Source organism: Vogesella perlucida, assembly GCF_979366545.1.
Window position 1 is genome coordinate 149,003 of sequence record NZ_CEETRO010000001.1, and the last position, 21,556, is coordinate 170,558.

Sequence of the window (21,556 nt, forward strand, 5' to 3'; positions counted from 1 at the left end):
GACCTCCATAAAATGCATTTTTCATGACACCAACCATCTACCCATGCAGCACGACGGCCTGCGTGCAGGTGCAGCATTACGCTACAATCATGCCTCGCACGACACACGGCAGGCTGTGACATGACGCAAAAGCGCATTCTTTTAGGCATTACCGGCGGCATAGCCGCTTATAAATCGGCAGAACTGACCCGGCTACTGGTCAAGGCTGGCCACCACGTAGAAGTGGTGATGAGCGAAGCGGCTACCCGTTTTGTCACCCCTGCCACCTTCCAGGCCCTGTCCGGCCATGCGGTTTACAGCGATATCTGGGACCCGCGCCCGGATAACGCCATGGCACATATCGAGATGTCGCGCCGCGCCGATGTATTCCTGATTGTGCCGGCCACCGCCGACTGCATCTTCAAGCTGGCGCACGGCGCCTGTGACGACCTCATCAGCACCATGGCGGCGGCGCGTACCTGCCCGCTGGTGGTGGTACCTGCCATGAACCGGCAGATGTGGGAAAACCCGCCCAACCTGCGCAATATCGCCCAGCTGCAAGCCGATGGGGTACAGGTATGGGGCCCGGCGCATGGCGTGCAGGCCTGCGGTGAAACCGGCCCGGGGCGCATGCTGGAACCGGAAGAAGTGTTCGACCTGCTGGGCGGCGTCTTCAGCGCCAAATTGCTGGCCGGCAAGCGGGTGCTGCTGACCGCCGGCCCCACCTACGAGCCTATCGACACCGTGCGCGGCATCACCAATATCAGCTCCGGCAAGATGGGCTACGCGCTGGCCCGCGCCTGCCGCGACGCCGGTGCCGAGGTCACGCTGGTCAGCGGCCCTACCGCCCTGACACCGCCGGCCACCGTCCGTACCATCGATGTACAAAGTGCGCAGGACATGTACCAGGCCGTGTTGGGCGAAGTGGGCCGCAGCGATATCTTCATCAGCGTGGCGGCCGTGGCCGACTACCGCGTGAAAAACCGTGCCGAACACAAGATCAAGAAAGGCGATAGCCTGCCGGTGATCGAGCTGGAAGAAAACCCGGACATCCTGGCCACCGTGGCCGGCCTGCCGGCCGCACCGTTCTGCGTGGGCTTTGCTGCAGAAAGCCAGAACCTGCTGCAGTTTGCCGACCAGAAACGGCGCCGCAAAAAGGTCCCTTTACTGGTGGCCAACCTGGCACAGCACGCCATGGGCGCCGACAGCAATAGCGTGACCCTGCTGGACGACCGCGGCGAACACCCGCTACCGGACATGCCCAAGACCGATGTGGCCCGTGCCATCGTTCAACACCTGGCCCAGTGCCTTAACCTGAAAAGCTGACAACGCATGAAACCTGTTATCGACGTACAAATCCTGGACCCGCGCCTGAAAGACAACCTGCCAGCCTACGCCACCAGCGGCTCGGCCGGCCTGGACCTGCGCGCCGCTACCGAGGCCGAGATGGTGATCCAGCCCGGTGAAACCGTGCTGGTGCCCACCGGTATGGCTATTCACCTGGCCGACCCGGGCCTGGCCGCCATGATCCTGCCGCGCTCCGGCCTGGGCCATAAGCACGGCATTGTGCTGGGCAACCTTACCGGCCTGATCGACTCCGATTACCAGGGCCAGCTGTTTGTCTCGGTATGGAACCGCGGCAACATGCCATTCACATTGGCACCCATGGAACGTATTGCCCAGATGATTATCGTACCGGTGGTGCAAGTAGGGTTTAATATTGTAGATAGCTTTATCGATACAGAACGCGGAAGCGGCGGTTTTGGTAGTACTGGCCGCCAATAAACCCTGTTGATACGGATGAAAATGGATCAGCACTTCCCCCCCGCCAGCATCGCCACCCTGATGGAACAGATGGCGAAAATGACCTCGCAGCGTGAGCAGCGCGAGCTGGAGCGGGCGTTGCTGGAGCTGGTGGGTGCGTTTCTGCAAAGCGACAGCATTACCCTGTACGGGGTACGGCACGCCGAGTCGCTACCCGAGCTGAAACTGCTACAGGTGAGCGGGGAAGACGACAGCCTGATTTCTCCCGAGGGCTGCGGCTGGCTACCGGCGGGTGACGATGCGCGCAAAGCCATTGCCATCGGCCGTGACAACCGTGGCCCCTGGGAGTACGGCGAACATATCTGGCAGGTGATTTACCAGAAAAACAACATCATTGCCCTGCTGCAGATAGAACATGGCCCGCTGGACCCGGAGGAACGTGGCTTCCTCTCCGGGATGGTCCGCATCCATGAAAACTACCTGCGCCTGCTGTACGATGCCGAGCGCGACATGCTAACCGGCCTGATGAACCGCCGCTCTTTCGATGCCCGGCTGTACGAGCTACTGGACAAGCCGGACTACCAGCACACCCTGGCACTGGTCGATATCGATCACTTCAAGCTGGTCAATGACCGCTATGGCCATATCGTGGGCGATGAAGTGCTGCTGCTGGTGGCCCACCACATGGAGCAGGTCCTGGGCCTGCACGCCCAGCTATACCGCTACGGCGGCGAGGAGTTCGGCATCATCCTGCGTGACGAGCCCATGCTGGCCATGGCCCGGCTGGAAGCCCTGCGGGAAAACATCGCCACATTCAACTTCCCCCAAGTGGGCCAGGTCACGATCAGTATTGGTTACGTCTTGATCGACACCCAGATGCTGCCAGCCAATGTGGTAGAGCAAGCCGACCGTGCGCTGTATTACGCCAAGGAGAACGGCCGCAACCAGACGTGTGCCTACAGCCAGCTACTACAGCGCGGCAAGATTCAGCCACAGCAGGTTTACGAAGGCGATATCGAGCTGTTCTGACCCCGGCTGCGGCCAACCTTGCCCAGTAAAAAACCCCTGCCATCAGGCAGGGGTTTTTCATGCAAGCCTCGAAGATCAGGCCACGTTGGTACGGGTCTTCTCGGCACGGCCGCGCAGCCATTCCAGCGTCAGCAGCAAGGCGATGGAGAACAGGATCAGCACCGTTGCCGCAGCGGCGATCGCCGGGCTGATGTTTTCCTTGATACCGCCAAACATCTGGCGTGGCAGCGTGGTTTGCTCCGGGCCCGCCAGGAACAGCGTGACCACCACCTCGTCAAACGAGGTGGCAAAGGCAAACAGCGCACCCGAGATCACACCGGGTGCAATCAGCGGCAGCACGATGCGGCGATACGTGGTGATCGGGTTGGCACCCAGGCTGGCGCTGGCGCGGATCAGGTTGGCATTGAAGCCGCGCAGCGTGGCCGATACGGTAATCACCACAAACGGCACGCCCAGTGCGGTATGCACCAGAATCAGCGCAAAGTAGCTGTTGGACAGACCCAGCGGAGCAAAAAACAGGTAAGCCCCCACCCCCACGATCACTACCGGCACCACCATGGGCGAGATCAGCACGCTCATCAGCACCGACTTGCCGGGGAAATCCGACGACGTCAGGCCCACGGCGGCCAGGGTACCCAGCGTGGTGGCCAGCAGCGTGGCAGCGGGCGCCACGATGAAGCTGTTCTTCAGCGAAGTCAGCCATATGCCGTTACCGAAGAACTCCTCGTACCAGCGCAGCGAGAACGACTTGATCGGATACAGCAGGAAGGTATCGGCCGAGAACGACAGCGGCACGATGACCAACAGCGGCGACACCAGGAAAATCAGGATCAGCACGCAAAAGATGCGGAAGCTCCAGAACCAGATGCGCTCGATAGGCGAAGCATAAGTTGGCAACATGGCTTCTTACCCCAGGCTCAGTTTGTTGGCGCCAACCAGCTTGCTGTACAGGCCATACAGCGTCATGGTGGCAATCAGCAGCAGGCTGCCCAGCGCGGCGGCCATGCCCCAGTTGATGGTGACGTTGGTGTAGAACGCAACGTAGTAGCTCACCATCTGCTCTTCCGGGCTACCCAGCAGTGCCGGGGTAATGTAGTAGCCAATGCACATGATGAACACCAGCAAGGCACCGGCAGCCACACCGGCCACGGTCTGCGGGAAATAGATCTTCCAGAAGGCGGCAAACGGATGGTCACCCAGCGAAATGGCAGCACGCATATAGGTAGGCGGAATGCTCTTCATCACGCTGTAGGCCGGCAGAATCACGAATGGCAGCAGTATGTGCACCATGGCGATGTACACGCCCACACGGTTGAACGCCAGCTGTAGCGGCTCGCCGATAATGCCCAGGTTCATCAGGGCGCTATTGATCAGGCCTTCGCGCTGCAGGAGCACGATCCACGACGCCACACGCACCAGTACCGAGGTCCAGAACGGCAGCAGCACCAGAATCATCAGCAGGTTGCTTTTGCGTGCTGGCAGGTTGGCCAGCCAGTAAGCCAGCGGGTAGCCCAGCAGCAGGCAGAACACGGTGACCCAGAAACTGATCCACAGCGTGCGGCCGAAAATGCTGATGAAGGCACGCTCTTCCTCCGGCGCCAGCTCAGGCGTACCGGCCTTGGTTTCGCGCAAATCCAGCGAGCTGTACAGGTAGTACGGCGTCCAGCTCTTGGCGTTCTTGGCAATCACGTGCCAGTGGTCCGGGTCACCCCAGCGCTCGTCCATCTGGATGAAACGGTCGCGCATGGTTTCGCCTGCGGCCAACTCCAGCGGCATCTTGCGCGCGGTTTTCTGGATCAGCGAGCGGAAGCCGCTGATATCCATATTCAGGCGCTTGGCAACTTCGGGAACGGTCTTGGCTTCTTTGGCGGCGGTCAGGTCACGCGCCATGGCCTGGAAGACTTCTTCGGATGGCAGGGCGCGGCGGTCCCAGCTGGCAATCAGCTGGCTGGTAGCCGGCAGGTGGGTGACCACTTCGGGGTTATCCACGCTACGACCCAGCAGCATGAAAATGGGAACCAGAAAAGTCAGCAGCAAGAAAATGGCCAGTGGCGCAACCAGGGCCACGGCTTTCAGCTGCTTGTTGCGGTGCTCGCGTGCCAGCTTGACGGTCAGCAGCTCGCCATCAGCTGCGGTCAGCGGCGCATTCACGGTAAGGGTTTGGGACATGGTGGGCATCACTTCCAGCAAAGTCCCGCCAGCCCGGAGGGCATGGCGGGACGGTTCAGGCAGGTTGGCTACTTAGCGGGCAGCCCAGGCGTTGAAGCGCTCTTCCAGCTCTTCACCATGCTCAACCCAGAAGTTTACGTCCAGGGCCAGCGCGTTTTTCAGGTTGGCCGGCCAGGTTGGCAGGTTGGCCGCAGACTTCGGATCTACCTTCTGGATGGCTTTCAGGTTGGTCGGGCCGTAAGCGATCTTGTTGGAGTACACCGCCTGGTGTTCCGGCAGGCTGGCGTGCTTGATGAAGTCCATGGCTTCTTTCAGCTTTGGCGAGCCCTTGGGTACAGCCCAGGAATCCACGTCGTACACGCTGCCAGTCCATACCACTTTCAGGTTTTTGCCTTCTTTCTGTGCGGTATCGATACGGCCGTTATAGGCCGAGCTCATCACCACATCGCCAGAGGCCAGGAACTGCGGTGGCTGGGCACCGGCTTCCCACCACTGGATATTCGGCTTCAGCTGGTCCAGTTTCTTGAAAGCACGGTCCACGCCGGCCTTGGTGGCCAGCAGCTTGTACACGTCAGCCGGTTTCACGCCGTCGGCTTGCAGGGCAAATTCCAGGGTGTACTTGGCACCTTTACGCAGGCCACGTTTGCCCGGGTATTTCTTCACATCCCAGAAGTCAGCCCAGCCTTGCGGAGCTACCTTGATCTTGTCGGCGTTGTAGGCCATGGCGGTGGACCACACAAAAATACCCACACCGCACTCGGAAACGGCCGGCTTCACGAAGTCGGCTTTCTTGCCTACTTTGGCCCAGTCGATTTTCTCGAACAGGCCTTCCTCGCAGCCGCGCAGCAGCTCTGGCGACTCAACCTCTACCACATCCCAGCTCACCTTCTTGGCATCAACCATGGCTTTGATCTTGGCCATTTCGCCGTTGTAGTCACCGGCAACAACCTTGTTGCCAGTGGCTTTTTCAAATGTCTGGTAGTAGGCCACGGCTTGTGCGTCCTTGTTGGCACCACCGAAAGAAATCACGGTGATGTCTTTGGCCATGGCCGGGGCGGCCAACGCAACAGCAACAGACAGGGCCAACAGGCGCGGGGTGTTTTTGTTCATAGTCATACTCCTCTGGGGATATCGCTTTGCAGGACGTTGAAAGCGCCCGTGTGGTCGGGCTTTTTTATCTAGTGTGTGTAAACCGAGGCATCCAGCGCGCGAATGTCGCGTGCCATCCAGCCTATATCCAGCTTGTCGCCTACTTTCCAGCTGCTATCGAGCTCGCCGGCAGGCACTTTCACCATGAAACCGCTCTGCCCTGCTACATCCAGGCGCAGGCGGACGTGGTCGCCGAAATAAATGAACTCTGCCAGGCGGGCCTGCAGACGGTTTTCGCAGGCTTCGGCGTGGCGGTTCAGGCGCACGCGCTCGGGGCGAATCGACATGGAGGTGGCTTCGCCAGCCTGGCCGACGCAGACGGCTGCGGCCTGTACGGTATCGCCGTTACCCAGGCGTACGGTGCAGTGCTGGTCGTGCAGGGCGACGACTTCGCCGTGCAGAGTGTTGTTCTCGCCAATGAAGTTGGCCACAAACGAATTCACCGGCTTTTCGTACAGCACGTTGGCCGCATCGATCTGCTGGATGATGCCGTCCTTGAATACCGCTACGCGGTCGGACATGGTCAGCGCCTCGCCCTGGTCGTGGGTCACGTACACCACGGTAATGCCCAGGTTTTCGTGGATATGCTTGATCTCCAGCTGCATGTGTTCGCGCAGCTGTTTGTCCAGCGCGCCCAGCGGCTCATCCATCAGCACCAGCTGCGGCTCGAATACCAGCGCACGGGCCAGCGCAACGCGCTGTTGCTGGCCGCCGGACATCTGGCCGGGGTAGCGGTTGGCCAGCGCATCCAGCTTGACCATGCCCAGCGCTTTTTTCACGCGGTCGGTAATCTCGGATTTGCCCATCTTGCGGATGGTCAGCGGGTAAGCCAGGTTTTCTGCCACGGTCATGTGCGGGAACAGGGCGTAGTTCTGAAACACCATGCCGATGTTGCGCTTGTGCGGCGGCACGTGGTTCAGCAGCTTGTCGCCCAGGCGGATCTCGCCGTGGGTGGGGGTTTCGAAACCGGCCAGCATCATCAGGCAGGTGGTTTTGCCGGAGCCGGACGGCCCGAGCATGGTGAGGAATTCGCCTTTGCGAATATCCAAGTCCAGATTCTTGACGATCAGTGACGCGCCATCGTAGCTCTTCTGTACACCGCGAAAGCTGACAAGGGTGTCGGAGGCCGTGTGTTTCTCGCTCATCATGTCCTTCCTGATAGTTCCGCTTGGCGGAATGTTGTTTCAGTTTTTATCAGATTAACCAGCATCAAAACCGAAGTAAAGCGCATTGGCCCAAGTTAGCCGGCTGGTTTGTCCCCCTGTCTCTGTGTACAGGTGTCCATTAATTTAATCGCCCCGTTTAATAAAACAAACTACCTAAGCATGCTTTTTCAAAAAATGAATAAGTATTGAAGCAGGGCAAAGACATGCAGCACTATTGCGGTGCATGCAAACGGGATTTATTGAGAAGATTATGCGGCATTCACTAGGCAGGCCGCATGGAAATGCACCAAACGGCAACATCATTGCACCGCCATGTCAAACGGGCGTTTGTGGCATAAGGGCAACAAAAAAAGCCGACCTTGCGGTCGGCTTGAAGGGAGTAATGCGAAAAAGGGAACTTAGGCGAGCAGGTGGTTATTCAGCTCGCGCATGCCGGCAGACAGCATGGCCAGGTCCAGCGTCTCGAAAGACTGCAGCTCGGCAAACATCTGCTGGCACGCTTCAACCTCGGCAGCACGCTGCTGCAGCCACTGGCTGACAAAGCCCGCGTCTTGCGACACAGACAGCGCACGCTGGGTCAGCGAGCGGTGCTGGCGGTACAGGTCGTCACGCAGCGCGCTGCGCGCCAGCGACTGCCAGCGGTTGTCGCGCGGCAGCTGGGTGATGGCGGCACGCAGCCAGTCCAGCTGCAGGTCGCGGCCCAGTTGCAGGTAGTTGGCCGCAATGTCTTCCAGCGCCAGCTCGCCGCCCTCGCCGATCTCGATCAGGTCCATCAGCGGCACGGCAAACTCCAGACGCGCCAGCACGCTGGCCAGCTCGGCCGGTACGTTTGGCTGGGTCAGGCGTTTTTCCAGACGCGCTACCTGCGGGTAGGTATCGGCGCTGATCAGCTGCGGCAGCTTGGCCAACAGGGCTTGTACCTTGTCGGCAAACTGCGCAATGGTGGCCTCTACCGAGCCGCTGGCGCGGCGGTTGCGCAGCACCCAGCGCACCACGCGCTCTACCAGGGTACGCACCATCACCATCATTTCTACTTGCAGGTCGGCCGATACCAGGTTGTCCAGGCTTTCGATGCGGGTCCACAGCGCTTCGGCATCAAACACGCGGCTGGCAATCCAGAACGCGCGGGTGATGTCGGCAGCCGAGAACGACGACTCTTCCTGCATGCGGAACACGAAAGTGGTGCCCATGCGGTTGATGATCAGGTTGGCCAGCTGGTTGGCGATGATTTCGCGCTTCAGGTGGTGCTTCTGCATGGCATCGCCAAAACGCTGTTGCAGCGGTTTCGGGAAGTAGTTCACCAGCACCGGCAGGAAGTCGGCGTCGTCCGGCACGTCGGTCTTCAGGATGGCCTGATCCAGTGAGATCTTGCTGTAAGCCAGCAGTACGGCCACTTCTGGCGGGGTCAGGCCCTGGCGTGCCAGACGGCGCTCGTTAATCTGCGTGTCGGACGGCAGGTACTCGATCTCGCGGTTCAGCTCGCCGGTTTTTTCCATGTGGGCAATCATGCGCGAGTGGGTGCTCAGCATGGAGGCCGCATGGCTGCGGTTGACTGCCAGGATCTGGGTCTGCAGGTAGTTGTTGCGCAGTACCAGGTGGCCCACTTCTTCGGTCATCTCGGCCAGCAGGTCATTACGCTGTTTCAGCGTCATGTCGCCGGCTTGCATCACCGCGCCCACCAGGATCTTGATGTTCACTTCGTGGTCGGAGCAGTCCACACCGGCCGAGTTGTCGATGGCGTCGGTGCAGATGCGGCCGCCAGCCAGCGCAAACTCTACGCGGCCCAGCTGGGTGCACGTCAGGTTACCGCCTTCGGCCACCACTTTGACCTGCAGCTGGTTACCGTTGACACGTACCGGGTCGCACGCGCGGTCGCGGGCGTCGGCGTGGCTCTGGGTAGAGGCCTTCACGTAGGTACCGATACCGCCGTTGTACAGCAGGTCGGCCTTGGCTTTCAGCAGCTCGTGAATCAGCTCGTTCGGTGCCATGCTGTCTTTATCGGTTTCCAGCCAGGCTTTCACCTCGGGCGACAGCGGAATGGACTTGGCCGAGCGCTCGAAGATGCCGCCACCTTGCGAAATCAGCTCGCGGTTGTAGTCGGCCCAGCTGGAGCGCGGCAGGTTGAACAGGCGCGCACGCTCGGCAAAGCTGGCCGCCGCGTTTGGCGTCGGGTCCAGGAAGATGTGCAGGTGGTTGAACGCGGCTTTCAGGCAGATGTGCTCGGACAGCAGCATGCCGTTACCGAATACGTCGCCAGCCATGTCACCAATGCCGATCACGCTGAAATCTTGCTCCTGGGTATTGATGCCCAGGTGACGGAAGTGGCGTTTTACCGATTCCCACGCGCCGCGGGCGGTAATGCCCATACCTTTGTGGTCGTAACCGGCCGAACCACCCGACGCAAACGCGTCGCCCAGCCAGAAGCCATACGCCTCGGAAATGCTGTTGGCGATGTCGGAGAAGGTCGCGGTACCTTTGTCGGCAGCCACCACCAGGTACGGGTCATCCGGGTCCAGACGGCGTACGTCGGCCGGTGGTACCACCTGGCCATTCACCAGGTTGTCGGTCACGTCCAGCAGTGCGGAGATAAAGGTCTTGTAGCTGGCAATACCTTCGGCCATGAAGGCTTCACGGTCGCTCGGCGCAGGCAGCTGCTTGCCAACAAAACCGCCTTTGGAGCCCATCGGCACGATCACCGAGTTTTTCACCATCTGGGCTTTTACCAGGCCCAGTACTTCGGTACGGAAGTCTTCCATGCGGTCGGACCAGCGCAGGCCGCCACGGGCGACTTTGGAGCCGCGCAGATGCACGCCTTCCACACGCGGGCTGTATACCCAGATCTCGAACAGCGGGCGCGGCTGCGGTAGGAAGGAAATCAGATTGGATTCCAGCTTGAACGATGCGTACGACTTGAACTCGCCGGCTTTGTCTTTCTGCCAGAAGTTGGTACGGCGGGTCGCCAGAATCACTTGCAGGAAGCCGTTCAGGATGCGGTCTTCGTCCAGGTTGGCTACGCCATCCAGCAGGTCTTTCAGCTCTTCTTGCAGTGCGGCAGCACGGGCGTCGTCAAACGCTACCGGGTGCAAGCGGGCAGCAAACAGCTGTACCAGGCGGCGGGTGATTTCCGGGTAGTGGGCAACGCAGTTTTCTATATAGGTCTGGCTGAAGGTCAGGCCGCCCTGGCGCAGGTACTTGGCCAGTGCGCGTACCAGGGTGATTTCACGCCAGTCCAGGCCGGCTACCACCGCCAGACGGTTGAAGCCGTCATTTTCGCAGTCTTTGGCAAACACGCGCGACAGCAGTGCCTGGAAGTTTTTCTGTACGGCTTCGTCCTGCATGGATTCGGCCGCGCCGCCCAGCTCCAGGCCAAAGTCGCTCACCCACACGGTACCGTCGTTCAGCTCGATGCGGTACGGGTGCTCGTCGCGTACCTGCACACCCATGTTTTCCAGGATAGGCAGGCTGGCAGACAGGCCCAGCGGCTCGCCACCACGGAACAGTTTCAGGTTGAAGCCCTGGCCACGATGGAAGGCGCGGTACAGCTTCATGGTCAGGCCATGGCTGGCGGCGGCGTCTTCGATCAGCTGGATATCCAGTACGGCATTACGTGCGGCAAATTCTTCACGGTAGGCTACCGGGAAGGCGCCACGGTAACGGTTGAACAGCAGGTTGCCCTTCTCTTCACCGTGCGCTTCGACCAGCAGGTGGTGCAGCTCTTCCTGCCAGCCGCGCACCACGCGGGCGATGTCGGCTTCCAGTTCCTGGGTACGGAACTGCGGCAGGTGGCCGCCCTGGGTGCGGATGATGTAGTGCACGCGTGCCAGGGTGCTGTCGCTGATCTGTACGCTGAACTCGGCCGAGGCGCCATTAAAGGCATTCATCAGCACGCGCTCGATTTTCAGGCGGATTTCGGTATTGAAGCTGTCACGCGGCACGAATACGAGGCAGCTTACATAACGATGATAGCGGTCGGTACGGGTGTACAGGCGCACGCGCGGGCGCTCCTGCAGGTTCACCATACCTTCTACGATCGGGGTCAGCGTTTCGGCAGGGATCTCGAACAGCTCGTCACGCGGGTAGCTTTCCAGCACAAAGCCCAGGGTCTTGGCTTTGTAGCTGTTGTCGACGTAATCGCATGCCGCCACCACATGGGCCACTTTTTCACGCAGCAGCGGGATGTCTTTTGGCGACTGCTGGTACGCGCTGGCGGTATACAGGCCCAGGAAACGGCGCTCGCCGATAACCTCGCCCTTGTCGTTAAAACGCTTGATACCGACAAAATCCATATAAGCCGGGCGGTGCAGGATGGAGCGCGACTGGGATTTGTTCAGGATCAGCAGGTGCGGCTGGTGCGCCAGCTCACGCAGGTCTTGCGGCAGCGCCTCGAAGCTTTCGGAATACTCTTTGTCGCCCTGGTCTTTCAGGAAGCCCAGGCCGGCGTGTTTCACGATCTTCAGGCTGTCTTTGCCGTCACGCTTCACCAGGTCGTAATCGCAGTAACCCATGAAGATGAAATGGTTGGCCGCCATCCAGTCCAGGAAGGCGACGGCTTCGGCGGCTTCGCGCTCGCGTTCGCCTTTAATGGCAGCCAGCTCGGCGCGCAGGCCGGCCAGCACCTGGCGCATTTGTGGCTCGTCGTCCACCACACGGCGCAGGTAGGACAGCACATTGTTCAGGTCGGCTTGCAGTGCCTTCAGCACGGCTGGGTCGCTCACGCGGTCTACCTGTACGTGAATGAACGATTCCAGCGGCAGGCTGCGGTCTTCGGTGCGCTTGAATTCGGCAATGATGCCGTCTGCGGTGCGGCCAACCGACAGCACAGGGTGCACCAGCAGGTGCAGGTTCAGGTTGTGGCGTGCCAGCAGCATGGCGACCGAGTCGATCAGGAACGGCATGTCATCGTTCGCAATCTCGATCACGGTGTGGGTGCTCTGCCAGCCGTCACGCTCGAAATCAGGGTTGTAAATACGGGCTTTGGCCTGACCAGGGGCGCGCTTTTTGGCGAATTCGAAATGCGCCAGCGCTGCGCCGAACAGGTCCAGCGGCGAGAAGCTTTTCAGGTCTTCGTGTTCGGTTTCTTCAAAGTAAAGCGGCACAAAGGACCCCAGACTTGCGGCGTCCTGGCTGGACAGCTTCTGCTCTGCTACAGCCTGGATATCTGCTATCAGGCTCAGAAATTCAGTCTTGTTGGTAAGCGACATGTTGCTTCTCGTATTTGTTTTGGGAACACAGGTGTTGTGTGAGCGCATTGTAAGAGCGCCCACACCCTAGGGATTTCCTTATTGCGACATGCTCGTACACATTCAATAACCGCACTGCACAATGACAAAAACCTGCGTGACGGAAAATTGACAATCAGTGCACTTTTTGCCTTATAGCAATGCGACGGCAAATTACAAAATGACTATGCGTAAAAAACAGGCTTTACGCCAAAAAAATATTGCAAATCACTGTATATAAAGACATTTCCCTCCTGAACAAAAAGACAGTAGAATTCGCCCCCCGCACGCAAGCCCCGGCAAGCGCGCTGCTGGCGCATTGTGCCTGCTGCCGCTTGCGTGCAAAGATTTCGCCGTCCCCCGCAGAGGGGATGCGAAAACAACAATATTGCCAACAAGGTTAGGCCTGCACCGGGCCCGTACCGCTGCCGCGATAAGGCGGGGGTACTCCCTCCCCGGCGAGCCGGGGTTCACCATCTTCAAAGAGAGTTATAGCAGCATGAAAAAAGCGCTCATTCTGGCCGCACTGGCCCTGTCCGCTGCCGGCATGTCGGCACAAGCTGAAACCATCCGCTTTGGTATCGACGGCAACTACCCGCCGTTTGCCAAACAAGGCGCAGACGGCAAGCTGCAAGGCTTTGACGTGGATATCGCCAACGCGCTGTGCACGGCCATGAAAGTAACTTGCCAGATCGTGCCGCAAGACTGGGACGGCCTGATCCCGGCACTGAATGCCAACAAGTTCGACGCCATCCTGTCTTCGATGTCCATTACCGAAGAGCGCTTGAAGGCGGTGGACTTCAGCAACAAGTACTACCACACCCCTAGCCGCATGATTGCCAAAGAAGGCACCAAGGTTGACCAAGCCAGCTTCAAGGGCAAGAAAATCGGCGTACTGCGCGCGTCCATCCAGGAAAAGTTTGCCAAGGACTACTGGGCCAAGAACGGCGCCAGCCTGGTAGCTTACGGCAAGGTACCGGAAGCTTTCCTGGACCTGAAATCCGGCCGCATTGACGGCGTATTCGTGGATTCCGTGGTGGGCGATACCGACTTCCTGAAATCGTCGCAGGGCAAGGGCTTTGCCTTCGTGGGCCCGGACTACAACGACCCGAAATACTTTGGCCGTGGCGCCGGCATTGCCGTGAAAAAAGGCAATGGCGCACTGACCGAACGCCTGAACAAAGCCATCGAGCAGATCCGCAAGGATGGCAGCTACAAGAAAGTACAGGACAAGTACTTCAACTTTAACGTATACGGCAACTAACCCTGCCAGCCCCGCCCTGTCTCCGCCCGGAGACAGGGTTTTTCATACGTAAAACCAGAAAAACATCACCGTGCCGGAGAGAAACATGAAGAAACCCTTGCTTGTGCTGGGTGCGCTTGCACTCGCCCTGACCACTGCCGCCCACGCAGACACCCTGCGTTTTGCGACCGACGCCAGCTACCCGCCGTTTTCCAAACAGGGTGCCGACGGCAAGATGACCGGCTTTGACCCGGACATCGCCCAGGCGCTGTGCGCGGCCATGAAAGCGCAGTGTGAAGTGCTGCCACAGGATTTCGACGGGATTATCCCGGCGCTGAACGCCAAAAAGTTCGACGCCGTGATCGCCTCGATGAACATCACCGAAGAGCGCAAGAAAGCGGTGGATTTCTCCGACAAGTACTACAACATGGCTAGCCGCCTGGTCGCCCGCGAAGGCAGCCAAGTGAATGATGCCTGGTTCAAGGGCAAGAAAATCGGCGTGCTGCGTTCGTCCATCCAGGAAAAATACGCCCGCGAACATTTCGTGAAGCTGGGTGCCAAGCTGGTGAGCTATGGCAAGGCACCAGAATCCTTCCTGGACCTGAAAGCCGCCCGCGTGGACGCCGCTTTCGTGGATGCTGCCGTAGGTGACGTGGATTTTGTCAAAACCGCCAATGGCAAAGGCTTTGCCCTGGTCGGCCCGGACTATAACGACCCGAAATACTTCGGCGTGGGTTCCGGCATTGCCGTTCGCAAGGGCGACAAGGCCCTGCTGGCGCGCATCAACCAGGCGCTGAAACAGATTCGTGCCGACGGCACTTACGACAAGATCCAGAAGAAGTACTTCAGCTTCGATATCTACGGCAAATAAGCAGCACATAACACCCGCCGTCTGGCAATACCTGCGGCCAACCACGGGTTGGCCGCCTGCCGCATCAAGCAGGAACGATGGAGTAAAACAATGTTTCTACAGGGTTACCTACCCAGCATTCTGGAAGGCACCGTACTGACACTGCAGGTTGCAGTGGCATCGCTGGCTGTTTCCGTGGTGCTGGGCCTGATTGGCGCCATGTTCAAGATGGCCCCCTCCAAGCCGCTGGTCTGGCTGGCCGAGCTGTATTCCACCCTGGTACGGGGCGTACCCGATCTAGTGTGGATGCTGCTGCTGTTCTTTGGCGGCCAGATGCTGATCAACGACTTCTGTACCCGCATGGGCTGGCAGGCGCCGGAGATCAACTCTTTCTTTGCCGGGGTCATGACTATTGGCTTCATTTTTGGCGCCTACATGACCGAAACCTTCCGTGGCGCCATCATGGCGGTACCCAAGGGGCAGATGGAAGCCGGCCTGGCCTACGGCATGAGCCCGCTACGCGTGTTTCTGCGCATCACCTTTCCGCAGATGGTGCGCTTTGCCCTGCCAAGCTTTTCCAATAACTGGCTGGTGCTGGTGAAATCCACCGCACTGGTGTCGGTGATCGGCCTGAATGATGTGATGTACCGTGCCGATACCGCCAAATCCATCACCCAGGAACCCTTTACCGTGTACGCCGTGGTGGGCCTGATTTTCCTGGCCATTACCAGCGTGTCCGACTTTGCCCTCAAACGCCTGGAAAAACGCTACTCGCTGGGCGTACGGGAGACCGAGCTATGATCGACTTCAACCTGATCGTGGAAAAGCTCCCCGCCTTTCTGGGCGGGGCCGACGGCGCACCCATGATGTCCACCAGCGACGGCCTGCAGCTGACGCTGGAGCTGCTCTTCCTGTCGCTGGCCTGTGGCCTGCTGCTGGCGGTGCCGCTGGCACTGATGCGCGTGTCAAAAAACCGCGTAGCGTCCAGCCTGGTGTGGCTGTACACCTATGTATTCCGTGGCACGCCGCTGCTGGTACAACTGTTCATCATTTATTACGGCCTGTCGCAGTTTGACTGGGTACGCGACAGCTGGGCGTGGGAATACCTGCGCGAAGCCTACGCCTGCGCCATCCTGGCCTTCACGCTGAATACGGCGGCTTACACCACCGAAATCATCGCCGGGCAGATCCGCAATACCCACTACGGCGAGATCGAAGCGGCCAAAGCCATGGGTATGAGCAAATGGCTGATGATGCGTCGTATCGTGATCCCATCGGCGCTACGCCGTGCCCTACCGGCCTACAGCAACGAAGTGGTGATGATGATGCAGTCCACCTCGGTAGCCGGCCTGGTGACCCTGGCCGACCTGACCGGCGTGGCACGCCGCGTGTTCAGCGACACCTATATGCCGTTCGAGCCCTTCATTACCGTGGCCTGCTTCTACCTGGTCCTGACCTTTGGCTTCGTGTGGCTGTTCAAGCTGGCCGAGCGCCGCTGGCTGGCCTACCTGGCACCGCGCAAGCACTAAGGAGCCACCATGCAACGCATAGACCATCCCCTGCTCTCGCCCAGCCTGACCACCGGGCGCAGCATCAGCAGCTTTCACTATGGCCAGCCCGGCCAGGGTGAAAAGGTATATATCCAGGCCAGCCTGCACGCTGACGAGCTGCCCGGCATGCTCACCGCCTGGCATCTGAAGCAAAGGTTGGCCGCACTGGAAGCCGCGGGCCGCATTACCGGCGAGATCATCCTGGTACCGGTAGCCAACCCCATCGGGCTGGACCAGAACCTGAACGGCGTGGCACTGGGCCGTTTCGAACTGGGCAGCGGGCAAAACTTCAACCGTCACTACCCGGCTTTTGCCCGCCAGCTGTTCGAGCTGCTGCGCGAGCAACTGGGCCCGGACGCGGCGGCCAACACCCGCCTGGTGCGCCAGCATCTGCGACAGATGGTGGCCGCCATCGAGCCGACCAGCGAGCTGGCCTCGCAGCGTAAAGCCCTGATGCTGCTAGCGTGCGATGCCGACGTGGTGCTGGACCTGCACTGCGACCTGGACGCCGCCTTGCACCTGTACACCGGCACGCCCTTGTGGCCGCAGTGCGAGCCGCTGGCGCGCTACCTGGGCGCCGCCGCCACCCTGCTGGCCGAAGACTCGGGCGACAACCCCTTCGACGAAGCCTGCAGCCAGCTATGGTGGCAGCTACGCGACCTGGCGCAGGGCGCCGGCCTGAACGCCGCCATCGACATGGCCTGCCTGTCGGTCACCGTGGAGCTACGCGGCCAGGCCGACGTCAGCCACGAGCTGGCCGCCGGCGACGCCGACAGGCTGCTGGCCTTCCTGACCCACCGCGGCATTATCCGTGGTGATGCCCCGCCGCTGCCCGCGCTGGTCTACCCGGCCACCCCGCTGGCCGGCTCGGAAAGCCTGCTCGCCCCGCACGCCGGCGTAGTGCACTACTACGTACAGCCTGGCACCCAGGTAGAAAGCGGCCAGCACCTGGCCGATGTGATCGACCCGATAAACGACCGCGTTACCGCGCTGCGCGCCCACCGCGCCGGCATGCTGTACGCCACCGACAGCCGTCATTACGCTACTGCAGGCCAGTGGCTGGCCAAAGTTGCCAGTGCCGACGCCTTCAAAACCGGAAAGTTGCTCTCAGCATGAACCAGACACCCAATATCAAACTGCAAGTGCAAGACCTGCACAAAAGCTACGGCAGCCACGAAGTGCTGAAAGGCGTATCGCTCACCGCCCACGCCGGCGATGTAATCAGCATCATCGGCTCGTCCGGCTCGGGCAAAAGTACCTTCCTGCGCTGTATCAACATGCTGGAGCAGCCCAACAGCGGCAGCATTGCCGTCACCGGCGAGCAGCTGGCGCTGACCACGGACAAGCGTAACGGCGCGCTGAAAGCCGCCGACCAGACACAGCTGGCGCGCATCCGCACCAAGCTGGCCATGGTGTTCCAGCACTTCAACCTGTGGGCCCACATGACGGTGCTGGAAAACATCATCGAAGCCCCGGTACACGTGCTGGGCGTGCCCAAGGACGAAGCCATTGCCCGTGCGCGCAAGTACCTGGACAAGGTTGGCCTCAAGGGCGTGGAAGACAAATACCCGTCGCACATGTCCGGCGGCCAGCAACAGCGCGTGGCCATTGCCCGTGCACTGGCGATGGAACCGGAAGTCATGCTGTTCGACGAGCCCACCTCGGCGCTGGACCCAGAGCTGGTAGGCGAAGTACTGCGCGTGATGCAGGACCTGGCAAAAGAAGGCCGCACCATGGTGGTGGTCACCCACGAAATGGGCTTTGCCCGCGAGGTGTCCAACCACGTGATCTTCCTGCACCAGGGCCGTATCGAAGAGCAAGGCAACCCGCGTGAAGTACTAGCCCAGCCCAAGAGCGAACGCCTGGCGCAGTTCCTGTCCGGCAGCCTGAAGTAATCCCCCGGCTTGCCCTACCGGCGCCATGCAGGCTACAAAACCTGCATGGCGCCGGTTTTTACACGGTGTACGTTTTTTATACGGCAGCATATTGCCTGCCACCCGCAAGCACGACACAATGCGCGCTTGATTCACCCCGCTGCTACAGCACCTGGAGCACCCGGCTACCGGATATGGTCAACATCGCCCCACATCACAAACCCGTTCGCTTCGGTTTTCTGCTACTGCCCCACGCCTCGATGGCAGACTTGGCCATCGCTACCGAAGTGCTCACCCGTGCCAACCAGCTGGCCGAACGCCGCGCCTACGAGTTTCTGCCGCTCTCGCTCAGCGGCGAAATGGTCACGCTGAGCAACGGCATGCGCATGCCGGTAGACCTGCCGCTGGCGCATGCCCCCAAGCTGGACGTGCTGGTGGTACTGGCCGACGAAATCGGCATCGATGTCTCGGCAGACGAGCTGGGCAAAGCCATCGGCAGCCAGCTGTCCGACCACACCCAGCTGGCCGGCATAGGCTGCGGCAGCTACTGGCTGGCACGGGCCGGCCTGCTGGCGGGCCACCGTGCCACCATCCACTGGCAGGAAATCAGCCGCCTGACCGACGAGTTCCCGGACGTGATCGTGTCATCCAATCTTTTTGAACTGGATGGCAACCGCCTGACCAGCGCAGGCGGGGCCGCCACCTTCGATTTCATGATGGCGCTGGTCGCGGCCAACCTGGGGCAGGAGTTTGTGGCCACGCTGTCCGAGGTGTTCAGCATGGAGCGCCTGCGCCCCGGTAGCGAGCGCCAGCGCATACCGCTGGCCACGCGCATCGGCGGCAGCCAGCCCAAGCTCACCGAGGCGGTCAGCCTGATGGAAGCCAATATCGAAGAACCGCTGACCACCGACGATATCGCCTACTACGTGGGCGTATCGCGCCGCCAGCTGGAGCGCCTGTTCAAACAGCATCTGGGCACGGTACCGTCCAAATACTACTTGGAGCTACGCCTGAGCCGCGCCAGGCAGCTGCTGCAGCAAACCAGCAAATCCATTGTGCAGATCGGCCTGGCCTGCGGTTTTTCCAGCGGCCCGCATTTTTCCAGCACCTACCGCAGCCACTTTGGCATTACCCCGCGTGAAGAACGCGCCCAGCGTGGCACCGCGGCCTGAGCCGCACTTTGCTACCCGCACGAAGCCACCGCAAGGTGGCTTTTTTACTGCACATCTTGCCAACGCGGGTGGCAGCGATGCTTATTCAGTTTTACTGAAATTGTTTTACAGAAAAGATTGATTTTTTTTAGTACTAACTGGAACTATCCTAATCACAACTTACTCGGAGACACAGGCATGTCAGACCAGCCCGGCAAACACCGTTCCATACCACTGGTAAGAGAACTGGTCCGCACGTATCAGGCGTTCGAGCAGCTGAGCAGCCAGCGTATCAAGCAGCATGGCCTGACACACCCGCAGTTTGATGTCATCGCCACGCTGGGCAACACCCCCGGCATGAGCTGCCGCGAGCTGTCGGAACGTACGCTGATCACCAAAGGCACGCTCACCGGCGTGCTGGACCGGCTACTGGACAAGGGTCTGATTACCCGCACCGTGCCGGAACACGACCGCCGCAGCCTGTTTGTGGCCCTGACCCCGGCTGGCGAAGCGGTATTTGATAGCGCATTTCCGGACGTAATAAACCACTGTGGCGAGGCGTTTGCCCACCTGGACGACGCCAGCCTGAACCAACACATTGCCATGTTGGCCGCATTGCGCGCCGCCATTGGCCAGAAACTGGAGCCAGCAGAATGAAGCCAGCCAACCGTTACCACCCGCTGCAGATCGTGCTGCATGGCCTGATGGCCGTGCTGATGATCGCCACCTTTGCCTTTGGCAAATACTTGCACAGCCTGCCGCTGTCGCCAGCCAAGTTCCAGCTGATGAGCTACCACAAATGGGCCGGCATGACCGTGCTGGCGCTGGTACTGGTACGCATTCTGGTACGCCTGGCCAAAGGCGCGCCGGCACTGCCGGGCACTATGTCGCCAGCAGCACGCCTGGTTGCCCACGCCGGCCACCTGCTGCTTTACGTACTGATGGTGGCGATTCCGCTGTCCGGCTGGCTGATGAGCTCGGCCTACGGCATCCCTGTGGTGATGTTCGGCCTGTGGCAGCTGCCAGACCTGATTGCGGCCAACCCCGAGCTGGCACCACAGCTGGGCCAGCTGCACGGCGTACTCAATACCGTACTGCTGCTCGCCGTACTGGGCCACGTGGCCGCTGCACTGAAACACCATTTCATCGACAAGGACGGCCTGCTGAGCCGCATGAGCCTGCGCGGCTGAACCCGCCTGGCACACACAGGAACCCACCCATGAAAAAAGCACTGCTTCTGCCGCTGGCTGCCCTGCTGGCCGCCCCGGCCTTTGCCCAGCCGGTAGACCTGACCAAGAGCCAGCTGGCCTTTACCCTGAAACAGATGGGCGTGCCGATGTCCGGCAGCTTCAAGAAGTTTGCGGCCAACGTGGACTTCAATCCGGCACAGCCAGAAGCCGGCAAAGCCGACATCACCATCGACACCGCCAGCATCGCGCTGCCTACCGGCGAAGCCAGTGCCGAAGCACGCAAGAAAGAATGGTTCAACGCCGCCCAGTTCCCGCAGGCGCGCTTTGTGTCCAGCAGCATCAAGGCCCTGGGTAATAACCGCTACCAGGTGGCCGGCAAGCTCACCCTCAAAGGCATCAGCCGTGACGTGAGCGCCCCGTTTACCGCCACCGCACAGGGTAAAACCCTTACCGTGGACGGCACCCTGCCCGTGTCGCGCCTGGCGTTCAAGATTGGCGAAGGCAGCTGGAGCGATACCGGCACCGTCGCCGACAACGTCGACCTGAAATTCCGCCTGGTGCTGGTCAACCCCTGATACCGGGGTTCTGCATCAACCGTTATTAGTACTGATAGCCCCACCCTACTCTGGAGAGAGAACATGATCCGTACCGCCCTGTTTGCCGCCCTGTTTGCCACTGCTGGTGCCGCTTTTGCCGCCCCGGTGTCCTACAACATCGACCCTACCCACACCTACGCCAGCTACGAAGTGAACCACCTGGGCCTGTCGGTACAGGCGGGTACTTTCACCAAGATCAGCGGTAAGCTGACCGTGGATGAAGCCGCCAAAACCGGCGCCGTGGATGTTTCCATCGATGCTGCCTCGCTGCAGACCTTCCTGGGCGACCGCGACAAGCACCTGAAGAGCGCCGATTTCTTCAACGTGGAAAAATTCCCTACCCTGACCTACAAGTCCACTGCGGTTGAATTCAAGAACGGCAAGCCAGCCGCGGTAAAAGGCAACCTGACCCTGCTGGGCGTGACCAAGCCGGTTACCCTGAAACTGGTCAGCGTCACCAAAGCCAAACACCCGATGACCGGTGTGGAAAACTGGGGCGCCAACGCTGTCGCCACCATCAAGCGTAGCGAGTTCGGCATGAAAACCTTCCTGCCAGCCATCAGCGACGACGTAAAACTGAACATCGTGCTGGAAGCCGCCAAGGCCGAGTAAGCCCCGCTGCACGCC

19 protein-coding genes are annotated in these 21,556 nt (G+C 60.3%); 14 read left to right on the plus strand and 5 right to left on the minus strand.

Features of this window, described 5'->3' with window-relative positions; all coding sequences use genetic code 11:
- The first annotated feature begins 120 nt into the window (after positions 1–120).
- From coaBC to ACZ9XP_RS00810, 3 genes are read left to right on the plus strand one after another with little or no spacing between them, the layout of a single operon-like run.
- On the plus strand, positions 121–1,305 hold the full coding sequence (gene coaBC / locus ACZ9XP_RS00800) for a bifunctional phosphopantothenoylcysteine decarboxylase/phosphopantothenate--cysteine ligase CoaBC (RefSeq protein ID WP_465187857.1): 1,185 nt from the start codon (positions 121–123) through the stop codon (positions 1,303–1,305).
- A gap of 6 nt (positions 1,306–1,311) precedes the next feature.
- Positions 1,312–1,764: a dUTP diphosphatase gene (gene dut, locus ACZ9XP_RS00805; RefSeq protein ID WP_147683671.1), complete on the plus strand. Its 453-nt coding sequence runs from the start codon at positions 1,312–1,314 to the stop codon at positions 1,762–1,764.
- Positions 1,765–1,785: 21 nt separating this feature from the next.
- Positions 1,786–2,772, plus strand: a complete 987-nt coding sequence (locus ACZ9XP_RS00810; RefSeq protein WP_465187858.1) for a GGDEF domain-containing protein — start codon at positions 1,786–1,788, stop codon at positions 2,770–2,772.
- 75 nt (positions 2,773–2,847) lie between these two features.
- Here ACZ9XP_RS00810 and ACZ9XP_RS00815 read toward each other — a convergent pair whose 3' ends face one another.
- The 5 genes from ACZ9XP_RS00815 to ACZ9XP_RS00835 form a co-directional block, all read right to left on the minus strand.
- Positions 2,848–3,672, minus strand: coding sequence for an ABC transporter permease (locus ACZ9XP_RS00815; RefSeq protein ID WP_147683675.1), 825 nt, complete (start codon positions 3,670–3,672; stop codon positions 2,848–2,850).
- A 6-nt stretch (positions 3,673–3,678) separates the two neighbouring features.
- Entirely contained in the window at positions 3,679–4,941 is a 1,263-nt protein-coding gene (locus ACZ9XP_RS00820; RefSeq protein WP_147683677.1) for an ABC transporter permease, read from the minus strand.
- A gap of 72 nt (positions 4,942–5,013) precedes the next feature.
- Positions 5,014–6,051 carry an ABC transporter substrate-binding protein gene (locus tag ACZ9XP_RS00825; protein WP_147683679.1) on the minus strand — a complete coding sequence of 346 codons (1,038 nt, stop codon included), beginning with the start codon at positions 6,049–6,051 and terminating at the stop codon, positions 5,014–5,016.
- A gap of 68 nt (positions 6,052–6,119) precedes the next feature.
- Positions 6,120–7,235: an ABC transporter ATP-binding protein gene (locus tag ACZ9XP_RS00830; protein WP_147683681.1), complete on the minus strand. Its 1,116-nt coding sequence runs from the start codon at positions 7,233–7,235 to the stop codon at positions 6,120–6,122.
- A 419-nt stretch (positions 7,236–7,654) separates the two neighbouring features.
- Complete coding sequence (locus ACZ9XP_RS00835) at positions 7,655–12,457, minus strand: NAD-glutamate dehydrogenase (RefSeq protein WP_465187859.1); 4,803 nt, start codon at positions 12,455–12,457, stop codon at positions 7,655–7,657.
- Positions 12,458–12,974: 517 nt separating this feature from the next.
- Here ACZ9XP_RS00835 and ACZ9XP_RS00840 point away from each other — a divergent pair.
- From ACZ9XP_RS00840 to ACZ9XP_RS00890, 11 genes are all read left to right on the plus strand, one after another.
- Positions 12,975–13,739, plus strand: a complete 765-nt coding sequence (locus tag ACZ9XP_RS00840; RefSeq protein WP_147683685.1) for an ABC transporter substrate-binding protein — start codon at positions 12,975–12,977, stop codon at positions 13,737–13,739.
- An 85-nt stretch (positions 13,740–13,824) separates the two neighbouring features.
- Positions 13,825–14,589, plus strand: coding sequence for an ABC transporter substrate-binding protein (locus ACZ9XP_RS00845; RefSeq protein ID WP_147683687.1), 765 nt, complete (start codon positions 13,825–13,827; stop codon positions 14,587–14,589).
- A gap of 90 nt (positions 14,590–14,679) precedes the next feature.
- Positions 14,680–15,369 (plus strand): ABC transporter permease, encoded by a 690-nt coding sequence (locus ACZ9XP_RS00850; RefSeq protein ID WP_147683689.1) that lies wholly within the window; start codon positions 14,680–14,682, stop codon positions 15,367–15,369.
- Complete coding sequence (locus ACZ9XP_RS00855) at positions 15,366–16,097, plus strand: ABC transporter permease (RefSeq protein WP_017508572.1); 732 nt, start codon at positions 15,366–15,368, stop codon at positions 16,095–16,097. The genes ACZ9XP_RS00850 and ACZ9XP_RS00855 overlap by 4 nt, the downstream gene beginning before the upstream one ends.
- 9 nt (positions 16,098–16,106) lie before the next feature.
- Positions 16,107–17,234 (plus strand): succinylglutamate desuccinylase/aspartoacylase family protein, encoded by a 1,128-nt coding sequence (locus tag ACZ9XP_RS00860; RefSeq protein ID WP_147683691.1) that lies wholly within the window; start codon positions 16,107–16,109, stop codon positions 17,232–17,234.
- A complete protein-coding gene (locus tag ACZ9XP_RS00865) occupies positions 17,231–18,013 on the plus strand; it encodes an ABC transporter ATP-binding protein (RefSeq protein ID WP_147683693.1) in 783 nt (260 codons plus the stop codon). Before ACZ9XP_RS00860 ends, ACZ9XP_RS00865 begins: the two co-directional genes overlap by 4 nt.
- A gap of 173 nt (positions 18,014–18,186) precedes the next feature.
- Positions 18,187–19,164, plus strand: coding sequence for a GlxA family transcriptional regulator (locus tag ACZ9XP_RS00870; protein ID WP_147683695.1), 978 nt, complete (start codon positions 18,187–18,189; stop codon positions 19,162–19,164).
- A gap of 177 nt (positions 19,165–19,341) precedes the next feature.
- Positions 19,342–19,800, plus strand: a complete 459-nt coding sequence (locus ACZ9XP_RS00875) for a MarR family winged helix-turn-helix transcriptional regulator (protein ID WP_465187860.1) — start codon at positions 19,342–19,344, stop codon at positions 19,798–19,800.
- Positions 19,797–20,333, plus strand: coding sequence for a cytochrome b (locus tag ACZ9XP_RS00880; protein WP_465187861.1), 537 nt, complete (start codon positions 19,797–19,799; stop codon positions 20,331–20,333). The genes ACZ9XP_RS00875 and ACZ9XP_RS00880 overlap by 4 nt, the downstream gene beginning before the upstream one ends.
- Positions 20,334–20,362: 29 nt before the next feature.
- Positions 20,363–20,908: a YceI family protein gene (locus ACZ9XP_RS00885; protein WP_438696999.1), complete on the plus strand. Its 546-nt coding sequence runs from the start codon at positions 20,363–20,365 to the stop codon at positions 20,906–20,908.
- A gap of 63 nt (positions 20,909–20,971) precedes the next feature.
- Positions 20,972–21,541: a YceI family protein gene (locus ACZ9XP_RS00890; protein WP_147683704.1), complete on the plus strand. Its 570-nt coding sequence runs from the start codon at positions 20,972–20,974 to the stop codon at positions 21,539–21,541.
- The last annotated feature ends 15 nt before the right edge of the window (positions 21,542–21,556 follow it).

Coding starts and splice junctions, on each gene's coding strand:
- coaBC (WP_465187857.1), top strand. CDS start 121: ATGACGCAAAAGCGCATTCTTTTAGGCATTACCGGCGGCATAGCCGCT.
- dut (WP_147683671.1), top strand. CDS start 1,312: ATGAAACCTGTTATCGACGTACAAATCCTGGACCCGCGCCTGAAAGAC.
- ACZ9XP_RS00810 (WP_465187858.1), top strand. CDS start 1,786: ATGGATCAGCACTTCCCCCCCGCCAGCATCGCCACCCTGATGGAACAG.
- ACZ9XP_RS00815 (WP_147683675.1), bottom strand. CDS start 3,672: ATGTTGCCAACTTATGCTTCGCCTATCGAGCGCATCTGGTTCTGGAGC.
- ACZ9XP_RS00820 (WP_147683677.1), bottom strand. CDS start 4,941: ATGTCCCAAACCCTTACCGTGAATGCGCCGCTGACCGCAGCTGATGGC.
- ACZ9XP_RS00825 (WP_147683679.1), bottom strand. CDS start 6,051: ATGAACAAAAACACCCCGCGCCTGTTGGCCCTGTCTGTTGCTGTTGCG.
- ACZ9XP_RS00830 (WP_147683681.1), bottom strand. CDS start 7,235: ATGAGCGAGAAACACACGGCCTCCGACACCCTTGTCAGCTTTCGCGGT.
- ACZ9XP_RS00835 (WP_465187859.1), bottom strand. CDS start 12,457: ATGTCGCTTACCAACAAGACTGAATTTCTGAGCCTGATAGCAGATATC.
- ACZ9XP_RS00840 (WP_147683685.1), top strand. CDS start 12,975: ATGAAAAAAGCGCTCATTCTGGCCGCACTGGCCCTGTCCGCTGCCGGC.
- ACZ9XP_RS00845 (WP_147683687.1), top strand. CDS start 13,825: ATGAAGAAACCCTTGCTTGTGCTGGGTGCGCTTGCACTCGCCCTGACC.
- ACZ9XP_RS00850 (WP_147683689.1), top strand. CDS start 14,680: ATGTTTCTACAGGGTTACCTACCCAGCATTCTGGAAGGCACCGTACTG.
- ACZ9XP_RS00855 (WP_017508572.1), top strand. CDS start 15,366: ATGATCGACTTCAACCTGATCGTGGAAAAGCTCCCCGCCTTTCTGGGC.
- ACZ9XP_RS00860 (WP_147683691.1), top strand. CDS start 16,107: ATGCAACGCATAGACCATCCCCTGCTCTCGCCCAGCCTGACCACCGGG.
- ACZ9XP_RS00865 (WP_147683693.1), top strand. CDS start 17,231: ATGAACCAGACACCCAATATCAAACTGCAAGTGCAAGACCTGCACAAA.
- ACZ9XP_RS00870 (WP_147683695.1), top strand. CDS start 18,187: ATGGTCAACATCGCCCCACATCACAAACCCGTTCGCTTCGGTTTTCTG.
- ACZ9XP_RS00875 (WP_465187860.1), top strand. CDS start 19,342: ATGTCAGACCAGCCCGGCAAACACCGTTCCATACCACTGGTAAGAGAA.
- ACZ9XP_RS00880 (WP_465187861.1), top strand. CDS start 19,797: ATGAAGCCAGCCAACCGTTACCACCCGCTGCAGATCGTGCTGCATGGC.
- ACZ9XP_RS00885 (WP_438696999.1), top strand. CDS start 20,363: ATGAAAAAAGCACTGCTTCTGCCGCTGGCTGCCCTGCTGGCCGCCCCG.
- ACZ9XP_RS00890 (WP_147683704.1), top strand. CDS start 20,972: ATGATCCGTACCGCCCTGTTTGCCGCCCTGTTTGCCACTGCTGGTGCC.